Genomic DNA, 18989 nt, shown 5'->3' with positions numbered 1-18989 from the left:
AGGGCGGCACCGGGGGGTGTTCGGGCGGGGGTGGCTCAGTCGTACTGCAGGGTGTAGATCAGGTCCACCGCGCTTTGGCCGCCGGCCTGGCCGCGCACGGTCAGGTGTTTGGTGAGGTCGTAAAACACGAAGAACGTACCCATGGCGCTGGCCAGGCTGCGCTCATAGGCGACGTAGAAGTTGCTGGCAAAGCGCTTGCCCAGCGTGACCACGCCCTGGCTGGTGCTGCCGTCTTCCTGTGAGGCGGCACCGCGGAACGAGAGTTCATCGAGCCCCAGCGAGCCTGCCAGCCCGCCCGACATCGCGCCGCCCCGGCTGCCCAGCAGCGCCAGCGCGGCCTGCTGGAGCAGGGCAGCCTCGGCGCCACCACTGGCCGAGGAGCGGCCCAGCACCAGCCATGACAGTTTTTCCGCGTCCGGCATGTCGGGCTGGGCGTACAGGCGCACCCGCGGCAGCAGCGCGCTGCCGGTGATCTGCACGCCCACGCGCTGCGTCATGCTCGGGCGGATTGCCAGGATGTCCAGCGACGGATTGGCCGGCGCGCCGGTGAAGCGCAGCACACCCTGCTCCACATTGAGTTGCTGGCCATAGGCCCGGTAGCGGCCGCCAAAGGTGTTCACAGTGCCGGTGAGGCGGGGCGCGGCCAGCGAGTCGCCGCCAATCTGCAGCGTGCCGCGCAAGCGGGTGTCCAGCCCGTGGCCCTGCACGCGCAGGTTGTCTCCCAGGTCCAGCTCGACGGCCAGGGTTACGGTGCGATGGGGCTCATTGCCGGCGCCCTGCGGCGCCGCGGCCTTGCCCGGGGCCTTGGGGCCCAGCGCCGCGGTCTGCGTGTTGCGGACCAGCACGTCGTCGCCCAGCCGTGGTGTGTCTTCATCGGGCAGCAGGATGCTGGCCTCGTCCACATGCAGCGCGCCTTGCAGGCCGATCTCGGCCTGACTCCAGCGGCCCTGCAATTGCCCCGACAGGGTGATGCGCCGGTCGGTGCGGATGCTGGCGCGCAGCCGCTCGAGCCTGGCACTGAGTTGCACCTGGGGCTGCCCGTTGTTCCAGCCGGCCTCGCCCCGGGCCGTCAGCGTTCCGCCGGATGCCTGGTCGCCCACGCCGCGCAGCATGAACTCATCGATCAGCAGGCGGTCGCCATCCAGTCGCAGCCGCATCCGGCCATCGCGGAACTCGATGCCATCCACCACGGAGCGCAGCGCCAGGTCGTCCGCCTGCAGCGTGCCTTCGAGCCGCGGCGCGGCGCGGGCGCCGCCGATGTTGAGGTTCGCATCCACCGATCCGCGCAGGCGCCAGCCCGGCGGCGCCAGCACCGACCAGACCCCGATGCGGGGCAGCCGTGCCTTGAGCTGCCCAGTCAACGGGGCCGCGGCGGGCCACTGCCAGCCATCGGCCTGGCGGGCCAGCCGCGTCACCAGAGTACCCTGGGCCGTGCCGGCGCGTTCGCTGTCCCAGCGCAGCGCGAGGCGGACCTCGTCGCCCTGGTTGTCGAGCGTGACCTGCGCTTCGCGCACGCCCGCCGGAACGCGCGTGGGGGCGCCCTGCGCCGATTCGGCCCGCACGCTGACATCGCCGCTGCGCCGCTTCAGGGCAGCGTGAATCCGTGGCGTTGCGGTCAGCGAGGCATCCCATTCGCCATCGAGGACCAGGTCACCCATGAGGCCCGCGCCCGCCATCTGCGCGCCGCCCACCAGATCGATCCAGGCCATGGGCAGGCCGGTGATGCGTCCGGCCGTGGTGAGCCCACCCGGCTTCCATTGCGCTGGTTGCCAGGCCACGCGTGTGGGCTCACCCGCCGGCGATGCGCTGGCCGCTCCGGTGCCCGAAGGCGCGGTGAGCGTGGCGGTGCCCGCCCCCAGGTCGAACGATGCGCCTGGCGCCCATCGCAGCGCCGCCGGGGCGTCAAGCGCAACCCGCCATTCGCCGCTGCCCAGGGCCGGGTCCTGCGCCGTGGCCATGAGCCGGGTCACGCGCGCCTGCCAGAGCGGCAGGGTCACGCGCGGCGCGGTTGACGTGGCAGCCCGCTGACCACCTTCGGCGGCGGCCTGCAGGCTGAAGCGGCGCTTGCCGGCTTCGACCCGCCCGCTCACGGTGGCTTCAAGCCGCTCGATGGGGCCGGCCACGGTGGCCTGTAGCGCCGTGGCGGTCCAGGGGGGCACAGCCGAATCACCGTGCCACACCAGGCGCGGCACGCTCAGCTTGGCGTCCAGCGTGGGGTGGCCCCAGCCGCCTTGCCATGTGGCGTCCAGCGTGCCGCTGCCCTCGGCCCGCGCGTCGCGCAGGCCGGTGGGCCAGCCGGGAATTTGCCGCAGCCACCGCAGGGTGCGCGCGGTATCGGCGGCGCGCACGTTCAGGGTTCCGCGTCCGGCCCGCTCAGACAGTGCGCCATGGACATGGGCCTGCAGGCCCGGTGCGGCCAGCGTCGCGGTGCCACTGCCGGCGCGCGCGGCCGGCCGCAGGTCCAGCGTGGCGTCGAGTGTGGCCTCGCGCGTGCGCACTTCCAGCCGGGGCAGCGAGAGCTGGCCGGCTTCCCAGCGGCCGCGTGCCGTGGCGCTGCGCAGGTCCAGTCCGGTGGCATTCGCCTGGCCGCGCGAGCCGGCCTGAGCCGCGCGCAGGGCCGCGTCGAAGCCGATCGCCGCGCCAAGGCCTTCAAGGTGAGCCTTGCCATTGATCACGGGGCAGGCCAGCGCACTGTGCAACTGCGTGGGGTCCACCCCTCGCAGTTGGGCATCGAGCTGCCAGGCCGGTTGCGCGGCGCCAGCAGGGGCCCAGCGTCCGCTGGCCTGCAATTGCCCGCGGGCCAGGCGTGCCGTGAGGCTTTTGACGAGCGAGGCGCCATCGCGCCATTCACCTTCCAGCACCACCTGCTCCAGTGGCAGGCGCTGCTGGTCCCAGCGGCCTGCCATGGCGTTGTCGGCCGTGGCCTGCACCCGCCAGGTGTTGCTGGCGGCTGGATCGGGCTGCACGCTGAGATGGCCCGTCAGCTCGGTCTGGGGTGCCTGGGGCCACAGGGCGCCAAGGTCCAGAGCCCGGAAGCCCGCCTCGGCTTGCTGCAGGGGCTGCGCCGCCCAGGCCGTGATGCGGGCTGTCGCCGTGGCGTGGGGCAACGACTGACGCGGCGCGGCGGTGTCCGCCTGCACCAGGGCCTGCAGGCGCAGATCGGCCAGCGGCCCGGCCAACGTGGCCTGGAACGACAGGGGCAGCGTGGCCGCGGCGTTGGGCACGCGGGACACCACCGCACCCGACAGGCGCGCGTCCAGTTGCATGGGGCCAGATGCCTGCAGGCGGGCCTGGCCGTGGTACTGGCCGCCCGCGGCCTGCAACTGGCGCAGCACGATCTGGTGGTCCAGGCCGTCAAAGGTGTAGCGGCCCGCCAGGGATCGGGCCTCAAGGGCGACCGGCCCCGCCAGCTCGATGCGCGCGATGTCCAGGTTCGCCAGCGTCACACGCAACGGAAGACCCAGTGCCTTGGGTGGTGTTGAGAGGGCCTGCGGCGCGGGGGGGCGCCGGTCGTTGACCCGCACCGCCGCGGCGGACAGGCGGTCAAGCTGCAGGGTGCCCGAGAGCAGGGCCAGCGGTTGCCAGGCCAGCGCCAGCGCGTCCACGTTCACGGTCAGTCCATCCCGCTGCCAGTTGAGATGCCCGATGCGCCCGCCCGCGCGCAGCGAGCCACTGACGTCCTGCACCGTCAGTGGCTGCGTGCGTTGCAGCCATCGCGTCGCGGTGGCCAGCGAGCCTTCGGTGCCGGCCCACCACCAGAGGACGGCGACCGCCATGGCGGCCAGGGCCAGCAGCAGGGCCAGCAGCCGCAAGCCGGCCCTGAGCCAGACCAGGGCGCGGTGGCGCCGGCGCACCGGCGGCGCGTCGTGAACGTCGCTGTACACCGGCTGCGTCATCAGAAAGTGAACCCTACGTTCAGGTGCAAGCGGAAACGCCGCGGCTGCACGCCGTAGGCGAGGTCAATCTGCAGCGGGCCGATGGGGCTGCGCCAGCGCGCGCCGACGCCCACGCCAAACACCGCATGGAGGTCCTGTGCCTTGTCGGCCACCGCGCCGGTGTCGATGAACAGCGTGCTTTCCCACTCGGTCCGCACGCCATTGCGCACGATCGGACGCTGCCATTCCACGCTGCCCGCCGTCATGTAGCGGCCGGGGCCGATCACGCCGCCCGGCAGCGTGACGCCAATGTCGCGGTACCCATAGCCGCGCACGGTGGTGTCGCCGCCCGTGCGGAACAGCTGGGACGAGGGCACCTGGGCATCGGCCGCCACCGCCACACCGCCGGCTTCGGCGCGCAAGGCGAGGCGCCCGGTTCCCAAAGGCTGGATGCCGAGCCAGCGGGCCACGCCGCGCAGGTAAGGCTTGCGCTGGGCGCCGAGGGTGATGCCGCCACCGGCTTCGAACCCCAGGCCATAGCCGCGCGAGGGGAAGGGCAGGCTGTCAAAGTAGCGGCCAGTCCAGACGTAGTTGGCGCTCAATGCGGAGCCGTCCCCCGTGCTGGCATCGGTCAGGGCGAGCGCGCCATCCTGCTTCACGTTGGCACGGTCGTACTGCACGTAGATGTTGCGGTCGATGTGTTCACCCGCCTCGGAGCGGCCCACACGCAGCTTTTGCCCGTAGGTCACGAGCGCGCCATCGTCCACGCGGTCCACCCGGCCCAGAACGCCCCAGCGCCAGCCATCTTCGTCGGGGATGGCGGTCCACTCGCTTTGCAGCGAGGGGGACTGGCGCTCGACCTGCAGCTTGGTCACGGCCCGCCAGCCCACGCCGGGCACTCGGTGGTGGGTGTATTCGACCGAGGCGCGGGGCCCGGTGTCGGTGGCTGCGCCGATGCCGAACACCACTTTTTGCAGCGGCGCTTCGCGCACCTGTACCTGCACAGGGGCAGCCGCCGGATCGCTTTGCGGGTCCACATAGAAATAGACCGAGTCAAAGTAACCGCTGGCCGACAGGCGCTGCTGGGCATCCACCAACTGCTGCTGGTCATACACCGTGCCTGCGGGCAGGCGCGCCAGGCGCGGCACCAGCCGCGGGTCGTAGCGCTCCATGCCCGACACGTTCATGGGCCCGAGCCGGAACAGCGGCCCCGAATCGAGTTGCAGGCCCAGGCTGACCCGGTTGGCTGGCGCGTTCACGTCGGCCAGGCTGTAGGAGACCTGACCGGCCGGGTACCGGCGCGCGACCAGCTGGCGCAGGGCCTGCGACTTGGCGGCGTCCCAGGCGTCCTGCGTGAAGGGCCGGCCGGCGGGCAAGCGCCAGTCGCGCCGGATCTCCGCCTGCTGGCGCTGCGCATCGGCGTCCGCCGATTCGGCAATGTCACCGCTGAAGGCGATGTTGACGCTGTCAATTTGCGTGACGGGACCGGTCGCCACGGTCACCACGATGCGCGGTCGGCCTCCGGCGCCGGCTTCGCGGACGATGTCGATGGTGGGGCTGAAATAACCCAGCGTGCCCACCAGGTTGCGCACGTCCTGCCGGGCCAGTGCCACAAGGCGCGCGAGTTCGGCCTGGTCCAGGTCGGTCACTGCACGGTAGCGGCGCAGCTCCATGTGCTTCTCCAGCATCCCGCGGACGGGTTCCGGCGCCCGCACCTCGATGTCAAAAGCCGTGACTTCGGGATCGGCCTGGGTCGGCCCCACGGAGCCACCTGGCGTGTCCGGCGCTTTGACTGCGGGTGGCGGTGGCTCGGGAGGGGGCGCCGTCTGCGTGGCGCCGGACGCCGGGGTCAGCGTGACGGTGGCGGTGACGGCGGACTGGGCGCCCGCGGGGAGCGCCCAAAAGCCCGCCAGCATGCCCATCAGGATGACAGGCCGCAACCAGGCGGGCAGGACAGGCAGGGGAGAGCAAAAGGCAGGAAGGCGGGGCACCCGCCTACCTTACTTGGAAAGCAGGCGCATGGCTTCCTCAAGCCCCTTGATGGTCAGGGGGTACATGCGGTGGCTCATGAGTTGCTGGATCACGCTGATGCTCTGGCGGTACTGCCAGACGCCCCGTGGCTCGGGGTTGATCCACGCGAACTTGGGGAAGGCATGGGTGAGGCGCTGCAGCCATTCGGCGCCCGCTTCCTCATTGTTGTACTCGACGCTGCCGCCCGGTTGCAATATTTCGTAAGGGCTCATGGTCGCATCGCCGATGAAGATCAGCTTGTAGTCCTTGTTGTACTTGCGGATGATGTCCCAGGTGGCAAACTTCTCGCTGAAGCGGCGGCGGTTGTTCTTCCACATGAAGTCGTAGACGCAGTTGTGGAAGTAATAAAACTCCATGTGCTTGAACTCGGTCTTGGTGGCCGAGAACATTTCTTCCACGCGGTGGATGTGCTCGTCCATGGTGCCGCCCACGTCCATGAGCAGCAGTACCTTGACGTTGTTGTGCCGCTCGGGCCGCATCTTGATGTCGAGCCAGCCGGCATTGGCGGCCGTGCTGCGGATGGTGTCGTCCAGGTCCAGCTCGTCTTCATGGCCCTCGCGCGCGAACTTGCGCAGGCGGCGCAGGGCGATCTTGATGTTGCGCGTGCCCAGTTCCTGCTGGTCGTCGTAGTCCTTGTAGGCCCGCTGGTCCCAGACCTTGACCGCGCTCCTGTTGCGGCTTTTTTCCTGGCCGATGCGGATGCCCTGGGGGTTGAAGCCGTTGGCGCCGAAGGGGCTGGTGCCGCCCGTGCCAATCATCTTGCTGCCGCCTTCGTGGCGCTCCTTCTGCTCTTCAAAACGCTTCTTGAGCGTCTCCATGAGCTCATCCCAGCCCATGGCCTCGATCTTGGCCTTTTCCTCGGGGCTGAGTTCCAGCTCGAGGTTCTTGCGCAGCCACTCCAGGGGAACGTCCTTGGTGAAGTCGGCCACCATCTCGACACCCTTGAAATAGGCGGCAAAGGCACGGTCAAACTTGTCGTAGTGCTTCTCGTCCTTGACCAGCGCGGTGCGGCTCAGGTAGTAGAAGTCGTCGATCTTGTAGCCGTCGTCGCTGTTGGGGCCCACCACGCCCTCCTTGAGCGCCTCCATCAGCGTCAGGTATTCCTTGACGGACACGGGCAGCTTGGCGCTGCGCAGGGTGTAGAAGAAGTCGATCAGCATGGGCGTCTCCTCAGGGCCGCGGCTTGTCCAGCAGATACAGCAGTTGGGCACGCACTTCGGGCCACTCGCCGGATCGCAGGCTGTACATCACGGTGTCACGGATGGTGCCGTCGCGGCGCAGGGCGTGGCCGCGGATCACGCCGTCCTTGCGCGCGCCCAGCCGCTCGATGGCGGCCTGCGAGGCAAAGTTGAAATTGTCGGTGCGCCAGCCCACCACATGGCAACCCAGGGTGTCGAAGGCATGGCGCATCATGAGCAGCTTGCAGGTGGTGTTGATGTGGGTGCGCTGGCAGCGTTTGGCGTACCAGGTGTAGCCAATTTCCACGCGCTTCACCGCGGGCAGGATGTCGTGGAAGCTGGTGCTGCCCAGCACGGTGCCCGTGGCCGCGTCGGTCACGGCAAAGGCAAAGCGATGGCCTTCGGCGCGCATTTTCAGCGCATCCTCGATGTACTTGCGGGTCTGGCCGGGCTCGGGCACCGAGGTGATGCGCAGCGTCCAGAGTTCACCATCGGCCGCGGCGGCGCGCAGGCCCTCTTCATGCTCCAGGCCCAGCGGCACCAGCCGCACGCCACGGTCCTGCAGCTCGACGGGTTGAACAAATGCGTCAGCCATCGCGACTCCCCGGTGCTCAGCGGTTGTGCCGCTGCATGAACACCAGTTTCTCGAACAGGGTCACGTCCTGTTCGTTCTTGAGCAGGGCGCCCACCAGTGGCGGCACGGCGACCTTGTCTTCCTTGCTCTGCAGGGCTTCGAGCGGAATGTCCTCGGCCACCAGCAGCTTGAGCCAGTCCAGCAATTCGCTGGTGCTGGGTTTCTTCTTCAGGCCGGGCAGGTTGCGCACGTCGTAGAAGGTCTTCATCGCGGCCGTGAGCAGCTCTTTCTTCAGGCCGGGGAAATGCACGTCCACGATCTGCTGCATCGTGGCGGCGTCGGGGAACTTGATGTAGTGGAAGAAGCAGCGGCGCAGGAACGCGTCAGGCAGTTCCTTCTCGTTGTTGGAGGTGATGAACACCAGCGGCCGGTGGGTGGCGCGGATCAGCTCCCGGGTCTCGTAGCAGTAGAACTCCATGCGGTCGAGCTCGCGCAGCAGGTCGTTCGGAAACTCGATGTCGGCCTTGTCGATCTCGTCGATCAGCAGTGCCACGGGCTTGTCGGCCGTGAAGGCCTGCCACAGCACACCCTTGACGATGTAGTTGTGGATGTCCTTGACCCGCTCCTCGCCCAACTGGGAGTCGCGCAGCCGGCTGACCGCGTCGTACTCGTACAGGCCCTGCTGGGCCTTGGTGGTGGACTTGATGTGCCACTGCAGCAGTGGCATGTCCAGGGCCTGGGCCACTTCCTCGGCCAGCATGGTTTTGCCGGTGCCGGGTTCGCCCTTGACCAGCAGCGGGCGCTTGAGTGTGATGGCGGCATTCACGGCAAGCATCAAATCCTGCGTGGCGACGTAGTTCTGGGAGCCTTGGAACTTCATGAGCGGGTGCGTTGGGGGGTTAGGGTTGTGCCGGATATAATCAAAGGTTGATTACAAGTGTGAACTCTCACGGGATTGTGCGCGCAAAATGAACAAGTTGTTGACCACGGTATTTGCCCTTGCTGTCGCTTGCGTGACGGCCGTTTCCCATGCCCAGGACATCAAGGGCGATGCGAAAGCTGGCGAGAAAAAGATTGACATGTGCATCGGCTGCCACGGCATTATTGGCTACCAGGCCAGTTTTCCCGAGGTCTACAAGGTGCCGAAGATCTCCGGCCAGGGCGCGAAATACATCATTTCGGCGCTCAATGCCTACAAGAAGGGCGAGCGCAAGCACCCCACCATGCGCGGCATTGCCGACTCGCTGAGCGATCAGGACATGGCCGATGTGGCCGCCTTCTACAGCCAGCACGGCGTGGTCGAAGGTGCCACGTTGCCGGCCACGGCATCGGTGCAGCCCAGCGCCGAAGTTGACGCGCTGCTCAAGAAGGCGGCCTGCGTCTCCTGCCACGGCGCCAATTTCGCCAAGCCCATCGATCCTTCCTACCCCAAGATCGCGGGCCAGAATGCCGACTACCTCTATGTGGCCCTCAAGGCCTACAAGACCGAGAACAATGCCAACGTCGGCCGGTCCAATGGCGTGATGGCGGGCATTGCCAAGCAGTTCAGCAATGCCGAACTCAAGGCACTCGCCAAGTATGTGGGCTCTCTCGAAGGCGATCTGAAGACCGTGCCCGAGAGCAAGTTTCGCTGAACTGCGGCGCAGTTCATCTCCGCAAAAAGCCCCGCTCAGCGGGGCTTTTTTCATGGCGGCGCACAAATTCGCTGGCTGGGCCTCAGGGCAGGCTGCGCCAGCGCGAGGGCGGCAACCCGAAGCGCTGGCGAAACATCCGCGAAAAATGCGAGCTGTCCTTGAACCCCAGGCCGTGGGCGATCTGGGTCACTGGCCGCCTGGGGGCGTCGCGCAATTGTTCCGCCGCCAGGGCCAGCCGGCGGTCCCACAAATGCTGGCCCAGGGTCTTGCCGGTGGACGCGAAGGCTCCGTCCAGATGGCGACGGCTCACACGAAGATGAGCGGCGAGCGAGGCGGCACTCGCGCTGGCGATGTCCAGTTCCAGCAGGGCCAATGCCCGTGCCCGCAATTGCGCGCGGGCGTCTTGCGGCGCACGCTGGGCCAACCCACCCAGCAACGCCAGCACGGCGCCTGCGGCGTGGGCCACGGCGGTATCGGACAGCGCGCCCGAACGCGCGGCCAGTGCCTGCAGGAAATCGGCCAGCAGCGCTTCGTCAGGGCCGCTGCCCTGGACGCGGGCCGTCTGGCGGTGAATCCCCGCGTGGCGGTCCAGCACGCGCTGGCGCGGCAAGGCCACGACCAACTGGGCGCCCGGCGCGCCTGCCCGCAGGTGGAAGGCCTGGGCACCGTCCAGCAGCGTGAACTGGCCTGCATCGAGCCTGGCCAGCCGCCCCTGCTGCTGAACGTCCAGTCGGCCCCGGACCTGCCACAGCAGTTTGAAAGGCCGGCCCCCGGTGGGGTCGGGGCCTGCCCGCAGATCGAGCGCGGGCGCCTGCACCGCCAGCAGTTGCGGACGCTGGCCGCGCAAGAGCGACGGAGGCGACGCGGACAGGGTTGTTTCCATGAGAGTCCATTTCCTGTTCCGGCGCAGACCTGCTCGCGCGGCGGCCCGTGCCTATCGTGCAGGCTTCTCAACGACCTGAAGGTGCTGGATGAAATCTGCTGTTTCTGCCGAATTGCTGTGGCTGGCCGCCACCTGCGTGACGACCGGTCTGCTCTGGGTGCCCTATGTTATCAACCGCTTTCGGGAACTCGGGCCGCCCGGCTGGGACTGGTTCCCTGCGCCGGACCCGCCGCCGCGCGCGGCCTGGGCGGATCGCGCCCAGCGGGCCCACGCCAATGCCGTGGAAAACCTGGTGGTGTTCGCGCCCCTGGCGCTGGCGGTGCACGCGGGGGGGCTTTCAAGCACCGCCACCGTCTTGGCCTGTCAGGTGTACTTTGTGGCCCGCCTGGCGCACTACGCCATCAGCCTGTGCGGGCTGCCGATCGTGCCGAGGACCATCGCTTTCCTCGCGGGCGTGGGTTGCCAGCTTGCGCTCGGGGCGGCCTTGCTGGGGCTTGCGTAGCCGCGCAAGGCCCGGTGGTGCCAGGCCTTCTGGCCTTGGCCCCCAGCGCCGAGCCCGTCAATGCGCGGGCACGAGCGTCTTGCGGCGACGCGCGAGCCATCGCAGCAGCGGCGGGATCGTGACCATGGCCGCGGCGCCAGCCCAGAGCCCGATCGAAATCGGGCTTTCCACCAGGATGCCGAGCTCGCCATTGGTGATCGAAAGGGCGCGCCGCAGGTTCTGCTCCATCATGTCGCCCAGCACAAAGCCGAGGATCAGCGGGGCCATGGGCACGCCCTGCTTGCGCAGCAGAAAACCCACGGTGCCAAACACCGCCATCAGCATCAGGTCAAAAGTGGTGGCGTGGACCGAATACACCCCCACCGCGCTGACGGCCAGAATGCCCGGCACCAGGGCCCAGTTGGGCAACCGCAGCACGCGGGTGAACACGCCCACCATGGGGATGTTGATGAACAGCAGCATCACGTTGGCCACAAACAGCGACGCAATCAGGCCCCATACCAGCGTGGGGTTCTGCGAGAACAGCGCCGGACCGGGCGTGATGTTGTACAGGGACAGCGCGCCGACCATGACGGCCGTGGTTCCCGAGCCCGGGACGCCCAGCGTCAGCATGGGCACAAACGAGCCCGCCGCCGACGCATTGTTGGCCGCCTCAGGCGCGGAGACGCCACGGATGTCACCCTCGCCAAAATGGCCGTCATCCGCTGCAATGCGCTTTTCCATGGCATAGGTCATGGCGCTGGCGATGGTGGCGCCGGCACCGGGCAAAACCCCCACCACAAAGCCCACGATGCTGGACCGCACGGTGCCCCACCAGGTCAGCGACAGCTCCTTGAGGTTGAACAGCGAGCGGCCCGACACCTTGATCAGGCCCTCGCTGCTGTGGTGCTGCTCCAGCATCAGGAGGATCTCGCTGATGGAGAAAACGCCAATCACCACCACGATGAACTGGATGCCGTCCGACAGGTGGACATCGCCGCCGGTGAACCGGTAGACACCTGAGTTCGAGTCCAGGCCCACCGTGGACAGCGACAGGCCGATGATGGCCGCCAGCGCAGCCTTCATCGGCGCGTCACCCATCAGGCCGGTGATGCAGGCGAAGGCAAAGCACATGAGCGCGAAATACTCAGCCGGTCCGAAGGCCAGGGCCCAGCGCGCCAGCAGGGGGGCAAACAGCACAATGCCCATGGTCGCCACCAGCGAACCGATGAAGGAGGACCAGGCCGAAATCGACAGGGCGACCCCGCCCAGTCCCTTTCTGGCCATGGGGTAACCATCCATCGCAGTCATGATTGCCCCGGCGTCGCCCGGCACGTTCAGCAGGATGGAGGAAATGCGGCCCCCGTATTCGCAACCCATGTAGACGGCGGCGAGCAGGATCAGGGCGGTTTCAGGGGGGAGTTTGAGCGCGAAGGCCAGGGGCATCAGAATGGCCACGCCGTTGATGGGCCCCAGGCCAGGCAGCATGCCCACGATGGTGCCGATGAACGCGCCCAGCGCGGCCACCGCCAGATTGGTGGGGGTGAGCGCCACGCCAAAACCGGAGAGCAGGTATTGCAGGGTTTCCATCAACGCCCTCCCAGAAGAATGGACAGAACGCCGGTGGGCAGCACCACGTCCAGCGCCTTGTCAAACAGCAGGTACAGCACGAGCCCGAGGCCGATGCCCCCAGCCAGGGCCTGCTTCCAGCTGCCCCCAAAGGCCATGCCCACCGGCAAGGCCATCAGCGTCGTTGCCAGGGGGAAGCCCAGCGCCTCGAACAGGCCGGCGTAGACGAACACCGCGGCGACCGCCAGCGCGAGCGGCTTCAACTGGGGCAAGCGGGCCCGCAGTTCCCCGGGGCCGGGCTTGATGACCAGCCAGGCGCCCGCAGCGGCCATCAGGCCTGCCAACAACAGCGGAAATGCCCGGGGCCCCACGGGCTCGTAGGAGATGGGCGCGGTGTAGGCCTGCGCGGCCCAGGCCATGCCCGCGCCCAGCGCCACACACACCGCGCCAAGAAGGCGGTCACTCATGGTTTGTCTCCGTTGGCTGACGGCTACTTGGCCACGTTCAGGCCGAAATCGGCGGCCAGCGTGCGATAGAAGGCCACGCGTTGCTTGATGTAGGTGTCGAGCTCGGCCCCGGTTTTGGCGTACTGGAACAGGCCGCGCTCGGCGCGCAGCTTGTTGTAGGCCGGCGTGGCCATCATCTTGTTGAAGGTCTCCACCCAGACCTTGTAGTCCGCGTCACTGACCTTGGGCCCTACATAGAAGCCCCGGATGATGGGCCACTCCACATCCATGCCCTGCTCCCGGGCGGTGGGCACGCTGGCCAGGCTGCCTTCCAGGCGCTTGTCGGCCATCACGGCGAGCACGCGGATCTTGGCGCCGGCCTTGATCTGCTCCTCGGCCTCGGAAGCGTCGCCTGAATAGACCTGCACGTGGCCACCCTGCAGTGCCGTGAGCGCTTCGCCCCCGCCCTCGAAGGCAACAAAGCGCATGGACTTGGGATTCAGGCCCGCGGCGCGTGCCGTCAGCGCGGCTTTCATCCAGTCCTGGCTGCCCACGGTCCCGCCGGCGCCGAACACCACCTTGGTGGGGTCTGCCTTGACCGCGGCGATCAGGTCCTTGAGCGACTTGAATGGGGAATTCTGGGCCACGATGACGGCGCCAAAATCGCTGCCCACGGCCGCCAGCCAGCGCACGTCGTTTTCGTTGTAGCGGCCAAACTTGCCCTGGGCCAGATTCAGCAGCGAGCCGCCAGAGAACGCCACCAGGGTGTTGGCCTCAGCGGGCCGCTGCGCAATGATGGCGTTGTAAGCCACCGCGCCAATGCCGCCTGGCATGTACGAGATGCGCATGGGATCGCTGATGAACTTGCCGTCCATCAGGGCCGACTGGGCCAGTTTGCAGGTGAGGTCGAAGCCTCCGCCCGGCTTGGCCGGGGCAATGCACTCGGTCTTGTCGAGCGGGCCTGCGGCCGCAGCGGTGGCGGCGCAGCACAGGGCCAGGGAAATGAGGGAAAGCCTGCTGTTCATCGGTGTGTCTCCTTGAAGGGTGGTCAGACCCGGCAACCCAGGCGGGTTGGGGGGGTGGAGGCACTGTATCGAGCGACGACTTTCAACTGCCTTTCACTCAAAATCGTCAAACCTAAGGGCTAACCCTAGGCTTTGGAGGGCGCTTTTGCCGTCGGCAGGCACAGGGATGCGCACAGGCCGCGCCCGCCGGGGCCGGCCTCCAGCAGCAAGCGCCCGCCGTGGCGTTCAACAATCGATTTGACAATGGCCAGCCCCAGTCCTGTTCCCGGAAGCCGGGCGTTGGCCCCACGGAAAAAACGCTCTCCCGCCCGGGCAATGTCCTCGGCGGGCATGCCCGGGCCGTCGTCAAGCACCGAGACCAGGCTTTGGTCTTCATGGGCGAGCACCTTCACGGTAACTTCGCTGCCTGAAGGCGCGTAGCGAATGGCGTTGTGCAGCAGGTTGGAAAGCGCCTCCCGCAAAAGCGCGGGCTGGGCCAGTACCCAGACGGCTTGCCCGGCGGGTTCCAGGCCCAGATCAATGCCCCGTTCGCGTGCGTCGCCCCACCAATGCCGCGCCACGTCGCGCGCCAGGGGGTTCAGGTCAACGGGCTCGTGCTGGATGTCGGCGCTGTCCGCCTTGGCCAGTGCCAGCATCTGGTTGGTTTGCCTGACGGTCTCGTCGAGCTGGGCTTTGATGGCGGCCAGCGCCTGGCGTTGCTGCTGGGCATCCGTTTCGCGCAAGGCAAAGCCGACCTGCGTGGCCAGCGTGGTGAGCGGCGTGCGCAGCTGGTGCGATGCGTCGTCAATGAAGCGGCGGCGGGCCTCGGCCTGCTGACGGTTGCGCTCCACGTGGTGGTTGATGGCCTCCACCAGGGGCTGCACGTCGGCCGGAATGCCGGTCGATGAAATGGGCGTCATGTCCAGCGCCGAACGTGCCTGCACTTCCGCGCGGAGCCGGGTCAGCGGACGAAGCGCCCAGGCGACGGCAAGGACCAGCAGCCCGGTGGCCGCCAGCACCAGCAGGAGATCGCGCGCCACCGAATCGATCAGCAAGGTGCGCGTGAAAGCCTGGCGCGACTCCAGTGTTTCCGCCACCTGGATGACCACGCGCTGGGCCTTGCGCTGGCCCGCCACCGGTCGGTCCAGCAGGCGGGCGTAGGAGCCCACGCGCACCGGCTCATCAAAATAGGTGGCGTCGCGGAACTGGGGCTGTCCTGTCACCAGGGCATGGGGCGGCAGGGGCAGGCCCGGGGTGCCAATTTCAACCAGGCCGTCCTCGGAGGCCACGCGGTAATAGACCCGCCCGCTGGCCGTCAGCTCAAAAAACTCCAGCATGCGGTAGGGCAACTCGACCCCAAGCCCGCCGCTGTCGGTGGAAATGCGGGCATCCATGGCCTTGATCGCACCCAGCAGCGAGCGGTCATAGGCTGAGTTGGCGGCGTCGACTGCCGTGCGCCAGGTCAGGGCCAGTTCCACCCCCACCAGCAGCAACAGCCCGGGGAACAGCACCAGCAGCAGGGTGCGCCGCAAGCTCAGCGAGTGCCAGGCCTGGGCTGTCATGGCTTGCACTCCAGCAGGTAGCCGAGCCCGCGCAGGGTCGTGATGTGGACGGGGCTGTTCGCCAGGCGTTTGCGCAGGCGGTGGACCAGCACTTCGATCGCTTCCGGGTTCACGTCCTGCTCGTCGGAAAAGACCCGATCGAGGATCTCCTGCTTGGACAGCGGCTCCCCGCTGCACTGGATCAGGGCCCTCAGGGTGGCGTGCTCGCGTGGCGTCAGTGCCAGCGGTTCATGGTCCAGCGTGAATTGTCTGGCGGTGGTGTCATACACCAGGGGGCCGCAGGCAAAACGCGGGTGCTCGCTGCCCCGTGCGCGGCGAATCAGCGCCGTCAGCCGCGCCTCCAGTTCTGGCAGTTCAAAGGGCTTGGCCAGAAAATCATCGGCACCGCTGTTCAGGGTGCTGACCCGTTCCATCAGCGAATCCCGGGCCGTGAGGATCAACACCGGAAGCCGGTGACCGGCGTCGCGCAGGTCGTCCAGCACGTCGTGGCCGCCCAGCCCGGGCAGGCCCAGGTCGAGGATCAGGGCGTCGTACCGGGTGCTTTTGAGGCTGCGCCTGACCATGCGCCCATCGTCCACCCAGTCAACGATGAATCCGCTTTGATGCAGGGCGCGCACCAGCCAGGCCGCGAGTTCGCGTTCGTCTTCGGCCAGGAGGATGCGCATGGGGCTGGCGTCCGGCGGGCCAGGTGTCAATCCCTGGTGGCCCGGCGCTGCACACAGTCGATGTAGGCCTGCCCGTCGGGCGGGCGGCCCGCGCGCTGGCTTTCCCAGAGCATCTGGCCCAGGCATTCCATGGCTTCGTGGTGCGCGTCGTGCAGCGAGCCCCGGCGCGCGGCCAGCAGTTCCACCGCCTGGCGGATGCCCTGGGGCTGGTCAATGGAGCACTGCTCGCTGATCGACAGGTGCATCGACAGGTGCAGGAAGGGGTTGGTCCGGCCGTCGTCGCCCGCGTACTGGCGCTGAAGCGCGGCATCCACGTCGGCCAGGTCGCCGTGGTATTCGGGGTGCTCGGCCACCCATTGGCCAGCCAGGGTTTCCAGCGCTTCCATGGGCTCGCCGACGCGGGTCTTGGCATGGACGTCGCAGAAAAAGCGGCGGACGTCGGCTTGCGAGGGGCTGAACATGGGCGCAAAGCGTAGCAGATCAGCTTGCCACGCACAGGGGCTTGCGGTGGCGTCCTACGATTTGAAACACGCTGGGGCCGCACCATAGCGGTCATTCCAACCAAGGAGAAACAGCATGAACGCAGCAAGAATCACCGGCATCGTCCTGATCGTCCTGGGCCTCGCGGGCTTTTTCACCGGCGGCTTCAGCTTCACCAAGGACTCGACCAAGGCCGAGATCGGCCCCGTGAAGCTCAAGGTGCAGGAGCAGGAATCCGTCAACGTGCCGCAGTGGCTGAGCATTGGCGCGATGGTGCTGGGCGGCGTGGTGCTGGTGCTTGGCTTCCGCAGGAACTGAAGCGCCTCACACCGACTGAGACAGCAGGCCCGAAATGGTCTGCGCACTCGCCAGCAGCGCAGGCAGCAATTGCTCCTGCGCTGTTTTCACGTTGGTGCGGTTGGCCTGGCCGCTGATGTTCAGCGCCGCCACGGTGCGCCCCGCGCGGTTGGTGATGGGCACGGCCACCGAGATCAGCCCCTCCTCCAGTTCCTGGTTGACGATGCACCAGCCTTGGCGCCGCACCTGGGCCACCCTGGCCACCAGTGCGTCAATGTCGGTGAGGGTGTGCCGGGTGCGCTGGCTGCGCTCGCTGGCGTTGAGCCGCTTCACCAGGTCGTCCTCGGGCAGGTCAGCCAGCAGCACCCGGCCCATGGACGTGCAGTAAGCCGGCAGGCGCGAACCCACGCCCAGCGTGATGCTCATGATCTTGTGCGTGGGCACGCGCAGCACATAGACAATGTCGGTCGCGTCCAGCACGGCAGCCGAGCAGGATTCCTTGACCTGCGCCACCAGGGACTCCATGACCGGTTCGGCCAGGTTCCAGATGGGCATGGACGAGAGGTAGGCAAAGCCCAGGTCCAGGATGCGCGGCGTCAGCCGGTACAGGCGGCCGTCGGTCTGCACGTAGCCCAGCGCCTGCAGCGTGAGCAGGATGCGCCGCGCGCCCGCGCGCGTGAGGCCGCTGCGCTGCGCCACCTCGCTCAGTGTCTGCTGCGGGGCCTGGGCATTGAAGGAGCGGATCACTTCCAGCCCGCGCGCGAACGACTGCACGTAGCTGTCGCCGGGGCGGGGCGCGTCAACGGTTCGCGGAGCGGCATTTGCCATGATCGGGGGCTTCCTTTAAAATCCATTATACGAACAAATGTTCTTTATACGAACATTTTTGAAGAAGTCGTGAAGAAGCCAAAAGGAGACATCAGATGATCAACAAGGTGGCCGCCTCGGTGGCCGACGCGCTGGCCGGCATTGCCGATGGCGCGACCGTGATGATTGGCGGCTTCGGCACCGCCGGCATCCCCAATGAGCTGATCGACGGCCTGATCGCCCAGGGCGCGAAAGACCTCACGGTGGTCAACAACAACGCCGGCAATGGCGACACCGGCCTGGCGGCCCTGCTGGCCACCGGGCGCGTGCGCAAGATCATCTGCAGCTTTCCGCGCCAGGCCGACAGCCAGGTGTTTGACGGCCTGTACCGCAGCGGCAAGCTGGAGCTGGAACTGGTGCCGCAGGGCAACCTGTCGGAACGCATCCGCGCGGCGGGCGCGGGCATTGGCGCCTTCTTCACGCCCACGGGCTTTGGCACCGAGCTGGCCAAAAACGCCGACGGCAGCCCCAAGGAGACGCGCGAGATCAACGGCCGCCACTATGTGCTCGAGTACCCCATCCACGGCGATGTGGCGCTGATCAAGGCCGAGCGCGGCGACCGCTGGGGCAACCTCACCTACCGCAAGACCGCGCGTAACTTCGGCCCCAGCATGGCCATGGCCTGCCAGCGCACGGTGGCCAGCGTGCACGAGGTGGTGGAACTGGGTGCGCTCGACCCCGAGGCCATCGTGACGCCCGCCATCTTCGTCAGCCAGATCGTGCAGGTCCCGCGCCAGATCACGCAGGCCGGCGGCCTGAGGAAGGCAGCATGAGCTTCACCCGCAGAACCAAGGACCAACTCGCCGCGCGCGTGGCCCGGGACATCCCCGAGGGCGCCACGGTCAACCTGGGCATTGGCCAGCCCACGCTGGTGGCCAACCACATCCCCGCGAGCCGCGAGGTGCTGCTGCACAGCGAGAACGGCCTGCTCGGCATGGGCCCGGCCCCCACGCCGGGCGAGGAAGACTACGACCTCATCAATGCCGGCAAGCAGCCCGTCACGCTGCTGCCGGGGGGCTCGTACTTTCACCACACCGACAGCTTTGCCATGATGCGCGGCGGCCACCTGGACATCTGCGTGCTCGGCGCCTTCCAGGTCAGCGAAAAGGGCGACCTGGCCAACTGGCACACCGGCGAGCCCGGCGCCATCCCCGCGGTGGGTGGCGCCATGGACCTGGCCGTGGGCGCCCGGCAGACCTGGGTCATGATGGACCTTCAGACCAAACAGGGCACCAGCAAGATCGTGCGCGAATGCAGCTACCCACTCACCGGCCTGGCCTGCGTCAAGCGCATCTACACCGACGTCGCCACGCTCGACGTCACACCCACCGGCCTGCTTTGCGTGGACCGGGTCGAGGGCCTGAGCCATGCCGGTCTGGAGCAGCTGGTGGGCCTGCCGATTGCCCCATCGATGGCCGAACCCCTGGCTGAATAGGACACCCT

At 67.7% G+C, this 18989-nt stretch carries 18 protein-coding genes; 5 read left to right on the top strand and 13 right to left on the bottom strand.

Features of this window, described 5'->3' with window-relative positions; genetic code table 11:
• Nucleotides 1–35: 35 nt before the first annotated feature.
• The 5 genes from KF796_20560 to KF796_20540 all read right to left on the bottom strand — a co-directional run bounded on the left by KF796_20560 (nucleotide 36) and on the right by KF796_20540 (nucleotide 8538).
• Nucleotides 36–3896 (bottom strand): translocation/assembly module TamB domain-containing protein, encoded by a 3861-nt coding sequence (locus KF796_20560; GenBank protein MBX3589030.1) that lies wholly within the window; start codon nucleotides 3894–3896, stop codon nucleotides 36–38.
• The gene (locus tag KF796_20555; protein ID MBX3589029.1) at nucleotides 3896–5797 is read right to left on the bottom strand and encodes a BamA/TamA family outer membrane protein; all 1902 of its coding nucleotides are present in this window, start codon (nucleotides 5795–5797) and stop codon (nucleotides 3896–3898) included. Before KF796_20555 ends, KF796_20560 begins: the two co-directional genes overlap by 1 nt.
• Before the next feature lie 78 nt (nucleotides 5798–5875).
• Complete coding sequence (locus tag KF796_20550; protein MBX3589028.1) at nucleotides 5876–7066, bottom strand: VWA domain-containing protein; 1191 nt, start codon at nucleotides 7064–7066, stop codon at nucleotides 5876–5878.
• Nucleotides 7067–7076: 10 nt separating this feature from the next.
• Nucleotides 7077–7679: a GNAT family N-acetyltransferase gene (locus KF796_20545; protein MBX3589027.1), complete on the bottom strand. Its 603-nt coding sequence runs from the start codon at nucleotides 7677–7679 to the stop codon at nucleotides 7077–7079.
• A 16-nt stretch (nucleotides 7680–7695) separates the two neighbouring features.
• Nucleotides 7696–8538, bottom strand: coding sequence for a MoxR family ATPase (locus tag KF796_20540; GenBank protein MBX3589026.1), 843 nt, complete (start codon nucleotides 8536–8538; stop codon nucleotides 7696–7698).
• Nucleotides 8539–8626: 88 nt separating this feature from the next.
• Between KF796_20540 and KF796_20535 the strand changes: the two genes are divergently transcribed.
• The gene (locus KF796_20535; protein MBX3589025.1) at nucleotides 8627–9292 is read left to right on the top strand and encodes a cytochrome c4; all 666 of its coding nucleotides are present in this window, start codon (nucleotides 8627–8629) and stop codon (nucleotides 9290–9292) included.
• Between the two features lie 82 nt (nucleotides 9293–9374).
• On the opposite strand, the gene KF796_20530 is transcribed toward KF796_20535, so the two are convergent.
• Nucleotides 9375–10175, bottom strand: a complete 801-nt coding sequence (locus KF796_20530) for a helix-turn-helix domain-containing protein (GenBank protein ID MBX3589024.1) — start codon at nucleotides 10173–10175, stop codon at nucleotides 9375–9377.
• An 88-nt stretch (nucleotides 10176–10263) separates the two neighbouring features.
• On the opposite strand from KF796_20530, the gene KF796_20525 reads away from it, so the two are divergent.
• A complete protein-coding gene (locus KF796_20525) occupies nucleotides 10264–10677 on the top strand; it encodes an MAPEG family protein (protein ID MBX3589023.1) in 414 nt (137 codons plus the stop codon).
• A gap of 57 nt (nucleotides 10678–10734) precedes the next feature.
• Here the strand turns inward: KF796_20525 and KF796_20520 are convergent, their stop codons facing one another.
• From KF796_20520 to KF796_20495, 6 genes are all read right to left on the bottom strand, one after another.
• On the bottom strand, nucleotides 10735–12246 hold the full coding sequence (locus KF796_20520; protein ID MBX3589022.1) for a tripartite tricarboxylate transporter permease: 1512 nt from the start codon (nucleotides 12244–12246) through the stop codon (nucleotides 10735–10737).
• Nucleotides 12246–12692, bottom strand: a complete 447-nt coding sequence (locus tag KF796_20515; GenBank protein MBX3589021.1) for a tripartite tricarboxylate transporter TctB family protein — start codon at nucleotides 12690–12692, stop codon at nucleotides 12246–12248. The genes KF796_20520 and KF796_20515 overlap by 1 nt, the downstream gene beginning before the upstream one ends.
• Before the next feature lie 23 nt (nucleotides 12693–12715).
• Entirely contained in the window at nucleotides 12716–13696 is a 981-nt protein-coding gene (locus KF796_20510) for a tripartite tricarboxylate transporter substrate binding protein (protein ID MBX3589020.1), read from the bottom strand.
• Between the two features lie 125 nt (nucleotides 13697–13821).
• On the bottom strand, nucleotides 13822–15237 hold the full coding sequence (locus KF796_20505) for a sensor histidine kinase (protein MBX3589019.1): 1416 nt from the start codon (nucleotides 15235–15237) through the stop codon (nucleotides 13822–13824).
• Complete coding sequence (locus KF796_20500) at nucleotides 15234–15902, bottom strand: response regulator (GenBank protein ID MBX3589018.1); 669 nt, start codon at nucleotides 15900–15902, stop codon at nucleotides 15234–15236. Before KF796_20500 ends, KF796_20505 begins: the two co-directional genes overlap by 4 nt.
• A gap of 26 nt (nucleotides 15903–15928) precedes the next feature.
• Nucleotides 15929–16363 carry a DUF1841 family protein gene (locus KF796_20495; protein MBX3589017.1) on the bottom strand — a complete coding sequence of 145 codons (435 nt, stop codon included), beginning with the start codon at nucleotides 16361–16363 and terminating at the stop codon, nucleotides 15929–15931.
• Nucleotides 16364–16478: 115 nt separating this feature from the next.
• Between KF796_20495 and KF796_20490 the strand changes: the two genes are divergently transcribed.
• Nucleotides 16479–16700 carry a hypothetical protein gene (locus tag KF796_20490; protein ID MBX3589016.1) on the top strand — a complete coding sequence of 74 codons (222 nt, stop codon included), beginning with the start codon at nucleotides 16479–16481 and terminating at the stop codon, nucleotides 16698–16700.
• Between the two features lie 6 nt (nucleotides 16701–16706).
• On the opposite strand, the gene KF796_20485 is transcribed toward KF796_20490, so the two are convergent.
• The gene (locus KF796_20485; GenBank protein MBX3589015.1) at nucleotides 16707–17507 is read right to left on the bottom strand and encodes a helix-turn-helix domain-containing protein; all 801 of its coding nucleotides are present in this window, start codon (nucleotides 17505–17507) and stop codon (nucleotides 16707–16709) included.
• Between the two features lie 95 nt (nucleotides 17508–17602).
• Here KF796_20485 and KF796_20480 point away from each other — a divergent pair, with 95 nt between their 5' ends.
• Complete coding sequence (locus tag KF796_20480) at nucleotides 17603–18319, top strand: 3-oxoacid CoA-transferase subunit A (GenBank protein ID MBX3589014.1); 717 nt, start codon at nucleotides 17603–17605, stop codon at nucleotides 18317–18319.
• Nucleotides 18316–18981: a 3-oxoacid CoA-transferase subunit B gene (locus KF796_20475; GenBank protein ID MBX3589013.1), complete on the top strand. Its 666-nt coding sequence runs from the start codon at nucleotides 18316–18318 to the stop codon at nucleotides 18979–18981. Before KF796_20480 ends, KF796_20475 begins: the two co-directional genes overlap by 4 nt.
• Nucleotides 18982–18989 lie beyond the last annotated feature (8 nt).

It is taken from the genome of Ramlibacter sp. (assembly GCA_019635435.1).
Taxonomy (GTDB): Bacteria; Pseudomonadota; Gammaproteobacteria; order Burkholderiales; family Burkholderiaceae_C; genus JAHBZM01.
Note: the sequence above shows the minus strand (reverse complement) of the source record. Positions and strands in the feature narration are given on the sequence as shown.

Excerpts from the sequence above, each read along its gene's own strand:
- KF796_20530 (MBX3589024.1), bottom strand. The coding sequence starts at position 10,175 with ATGGAAACAACCCTGTCCGCGTCGCCTCCGTCGCTCTTGCGCGGCCAG.
- KF796_20560 (MBX3589030.1), bottom strand. The coding sequence starts at position 3,896 with ATGACGCAGCCGGTGTACAGCGACGTTCACGACGCGCCGCCGGTGCGC.
- KF796_20555 (MBX3589029.1), bottom strand. The coding sequence starts at position 5,797 with ATGGGCATGCTGGCGGGCTTTTGGGCGCTCCCCGCGGGCGCCCAGTCC.
- KF796_20520 (MBX3589022.1), bottom strand. The coding sequence starts at position 12,246 with ATGGAAACCCTGCAATACCTGCTCTCCGGTTTTGGCGTGGCGCTCACC.
- KF796_20545 (MBX3589027.1), bottom strand. The coding sequence starts at position 7,679 with ATGGCTGACGCATTTGTTCAACCCGTCGAGCTGCAGGACCGTGGCGTG.
- KF796_20510 (MBX3589020.1), bottom strand. The coding sequence starts at position 13,696 with ATGAACAGCAGGCTTTCCCTCATTTCCCTGGCCCTGTGCTGCGCCGCC.
- KF796_20525 (MBX3589023.1), top strand. The coding sequence starts at position 10,264 with ATGAAATCTGCTGTTTCTGCCGAATTGCTGTGGCTGGCCGCCACCTGC.
- KF796_20485 (MBX3589015.1), bottom strand. The coding sequence starts at position 17,507 with ATGGCAAATGCCGCTCCGCGAACCGTTGACGCGCCCCGCCCCGGCGAC.
- KF796_20540 (MBX3589026.1), bottom strand. The coding sequence starts at position 8,538 with ATGAAGTTCCAAGGCTCCCAGAACTACGTCGCCACGCAGGATTTGATG.
- KF796_20505 (MBX3589019.1), bottom strand. The coding sequence starts at position 15,237 with ATGACAGCCCAGGCCTGGCACTCGCTGAGCTTGCGGCGCACCCTGCTG.
- KF796_20475 (MBX3589013.1), top strand. The coding sequence starts at position 18,316 with ATGAGCTTCACCCGCAGAACCAAGGACCAACTCGCCGCGCGCGTGGCC.
- KF796_20500 (MBX3589018.1), bottom strand. The coding sequence starts at position 15,902 with ATGCGCATCCTCCTGGCCGAAGACGAACGCGAACTCGCGGCCTGGCTG.
- KF796_20535 (MBX3589025.1), top strand. The coding sequence starts at position 8,627 with ATGAACAAGTTGTTGACCACGGTATTTGCCCTTGCTGTCGCTTGCGTG.
- KF796_20490 (MBX3589016.1), top strand. The coding sequence starts at position 16,479 with ATGAACGCAGCAAGAATCACCGGCATCGTCCTGATCGTCCTGGGCCTC.
- KF796_20480 (MBX3589014.1), top strand. The coding sequence starts at position 17,603 with ATGATCAACAAGGTGGCCGCCTCGGTGGCCGACGCGCTGGCCGGCATT.
- KF796_20550 (MBX3589028.1), bottom strand. The coding sequence starts at position 7,066 with ATGCTGATCGACTTCTTCTACACCCTGCGCAGCGCCAAGCTGCCCGTG.
- KF796_20495 (MBX3589017.1), bottom strand. The coding sequence starts at position 16,363 with ATGTTCAGCCCCTCGCAAGCCGACGTCCGCCGCTTTTTCTGCGACGTC.
- KF796_20515 (MBX3589021.1), bottom strand. The coding sequence starts at position 12,692 with ATGAGTGACCGCCTTCTTGGCGCGGTGTGTGTGGCGCTGGGCGCGGGC.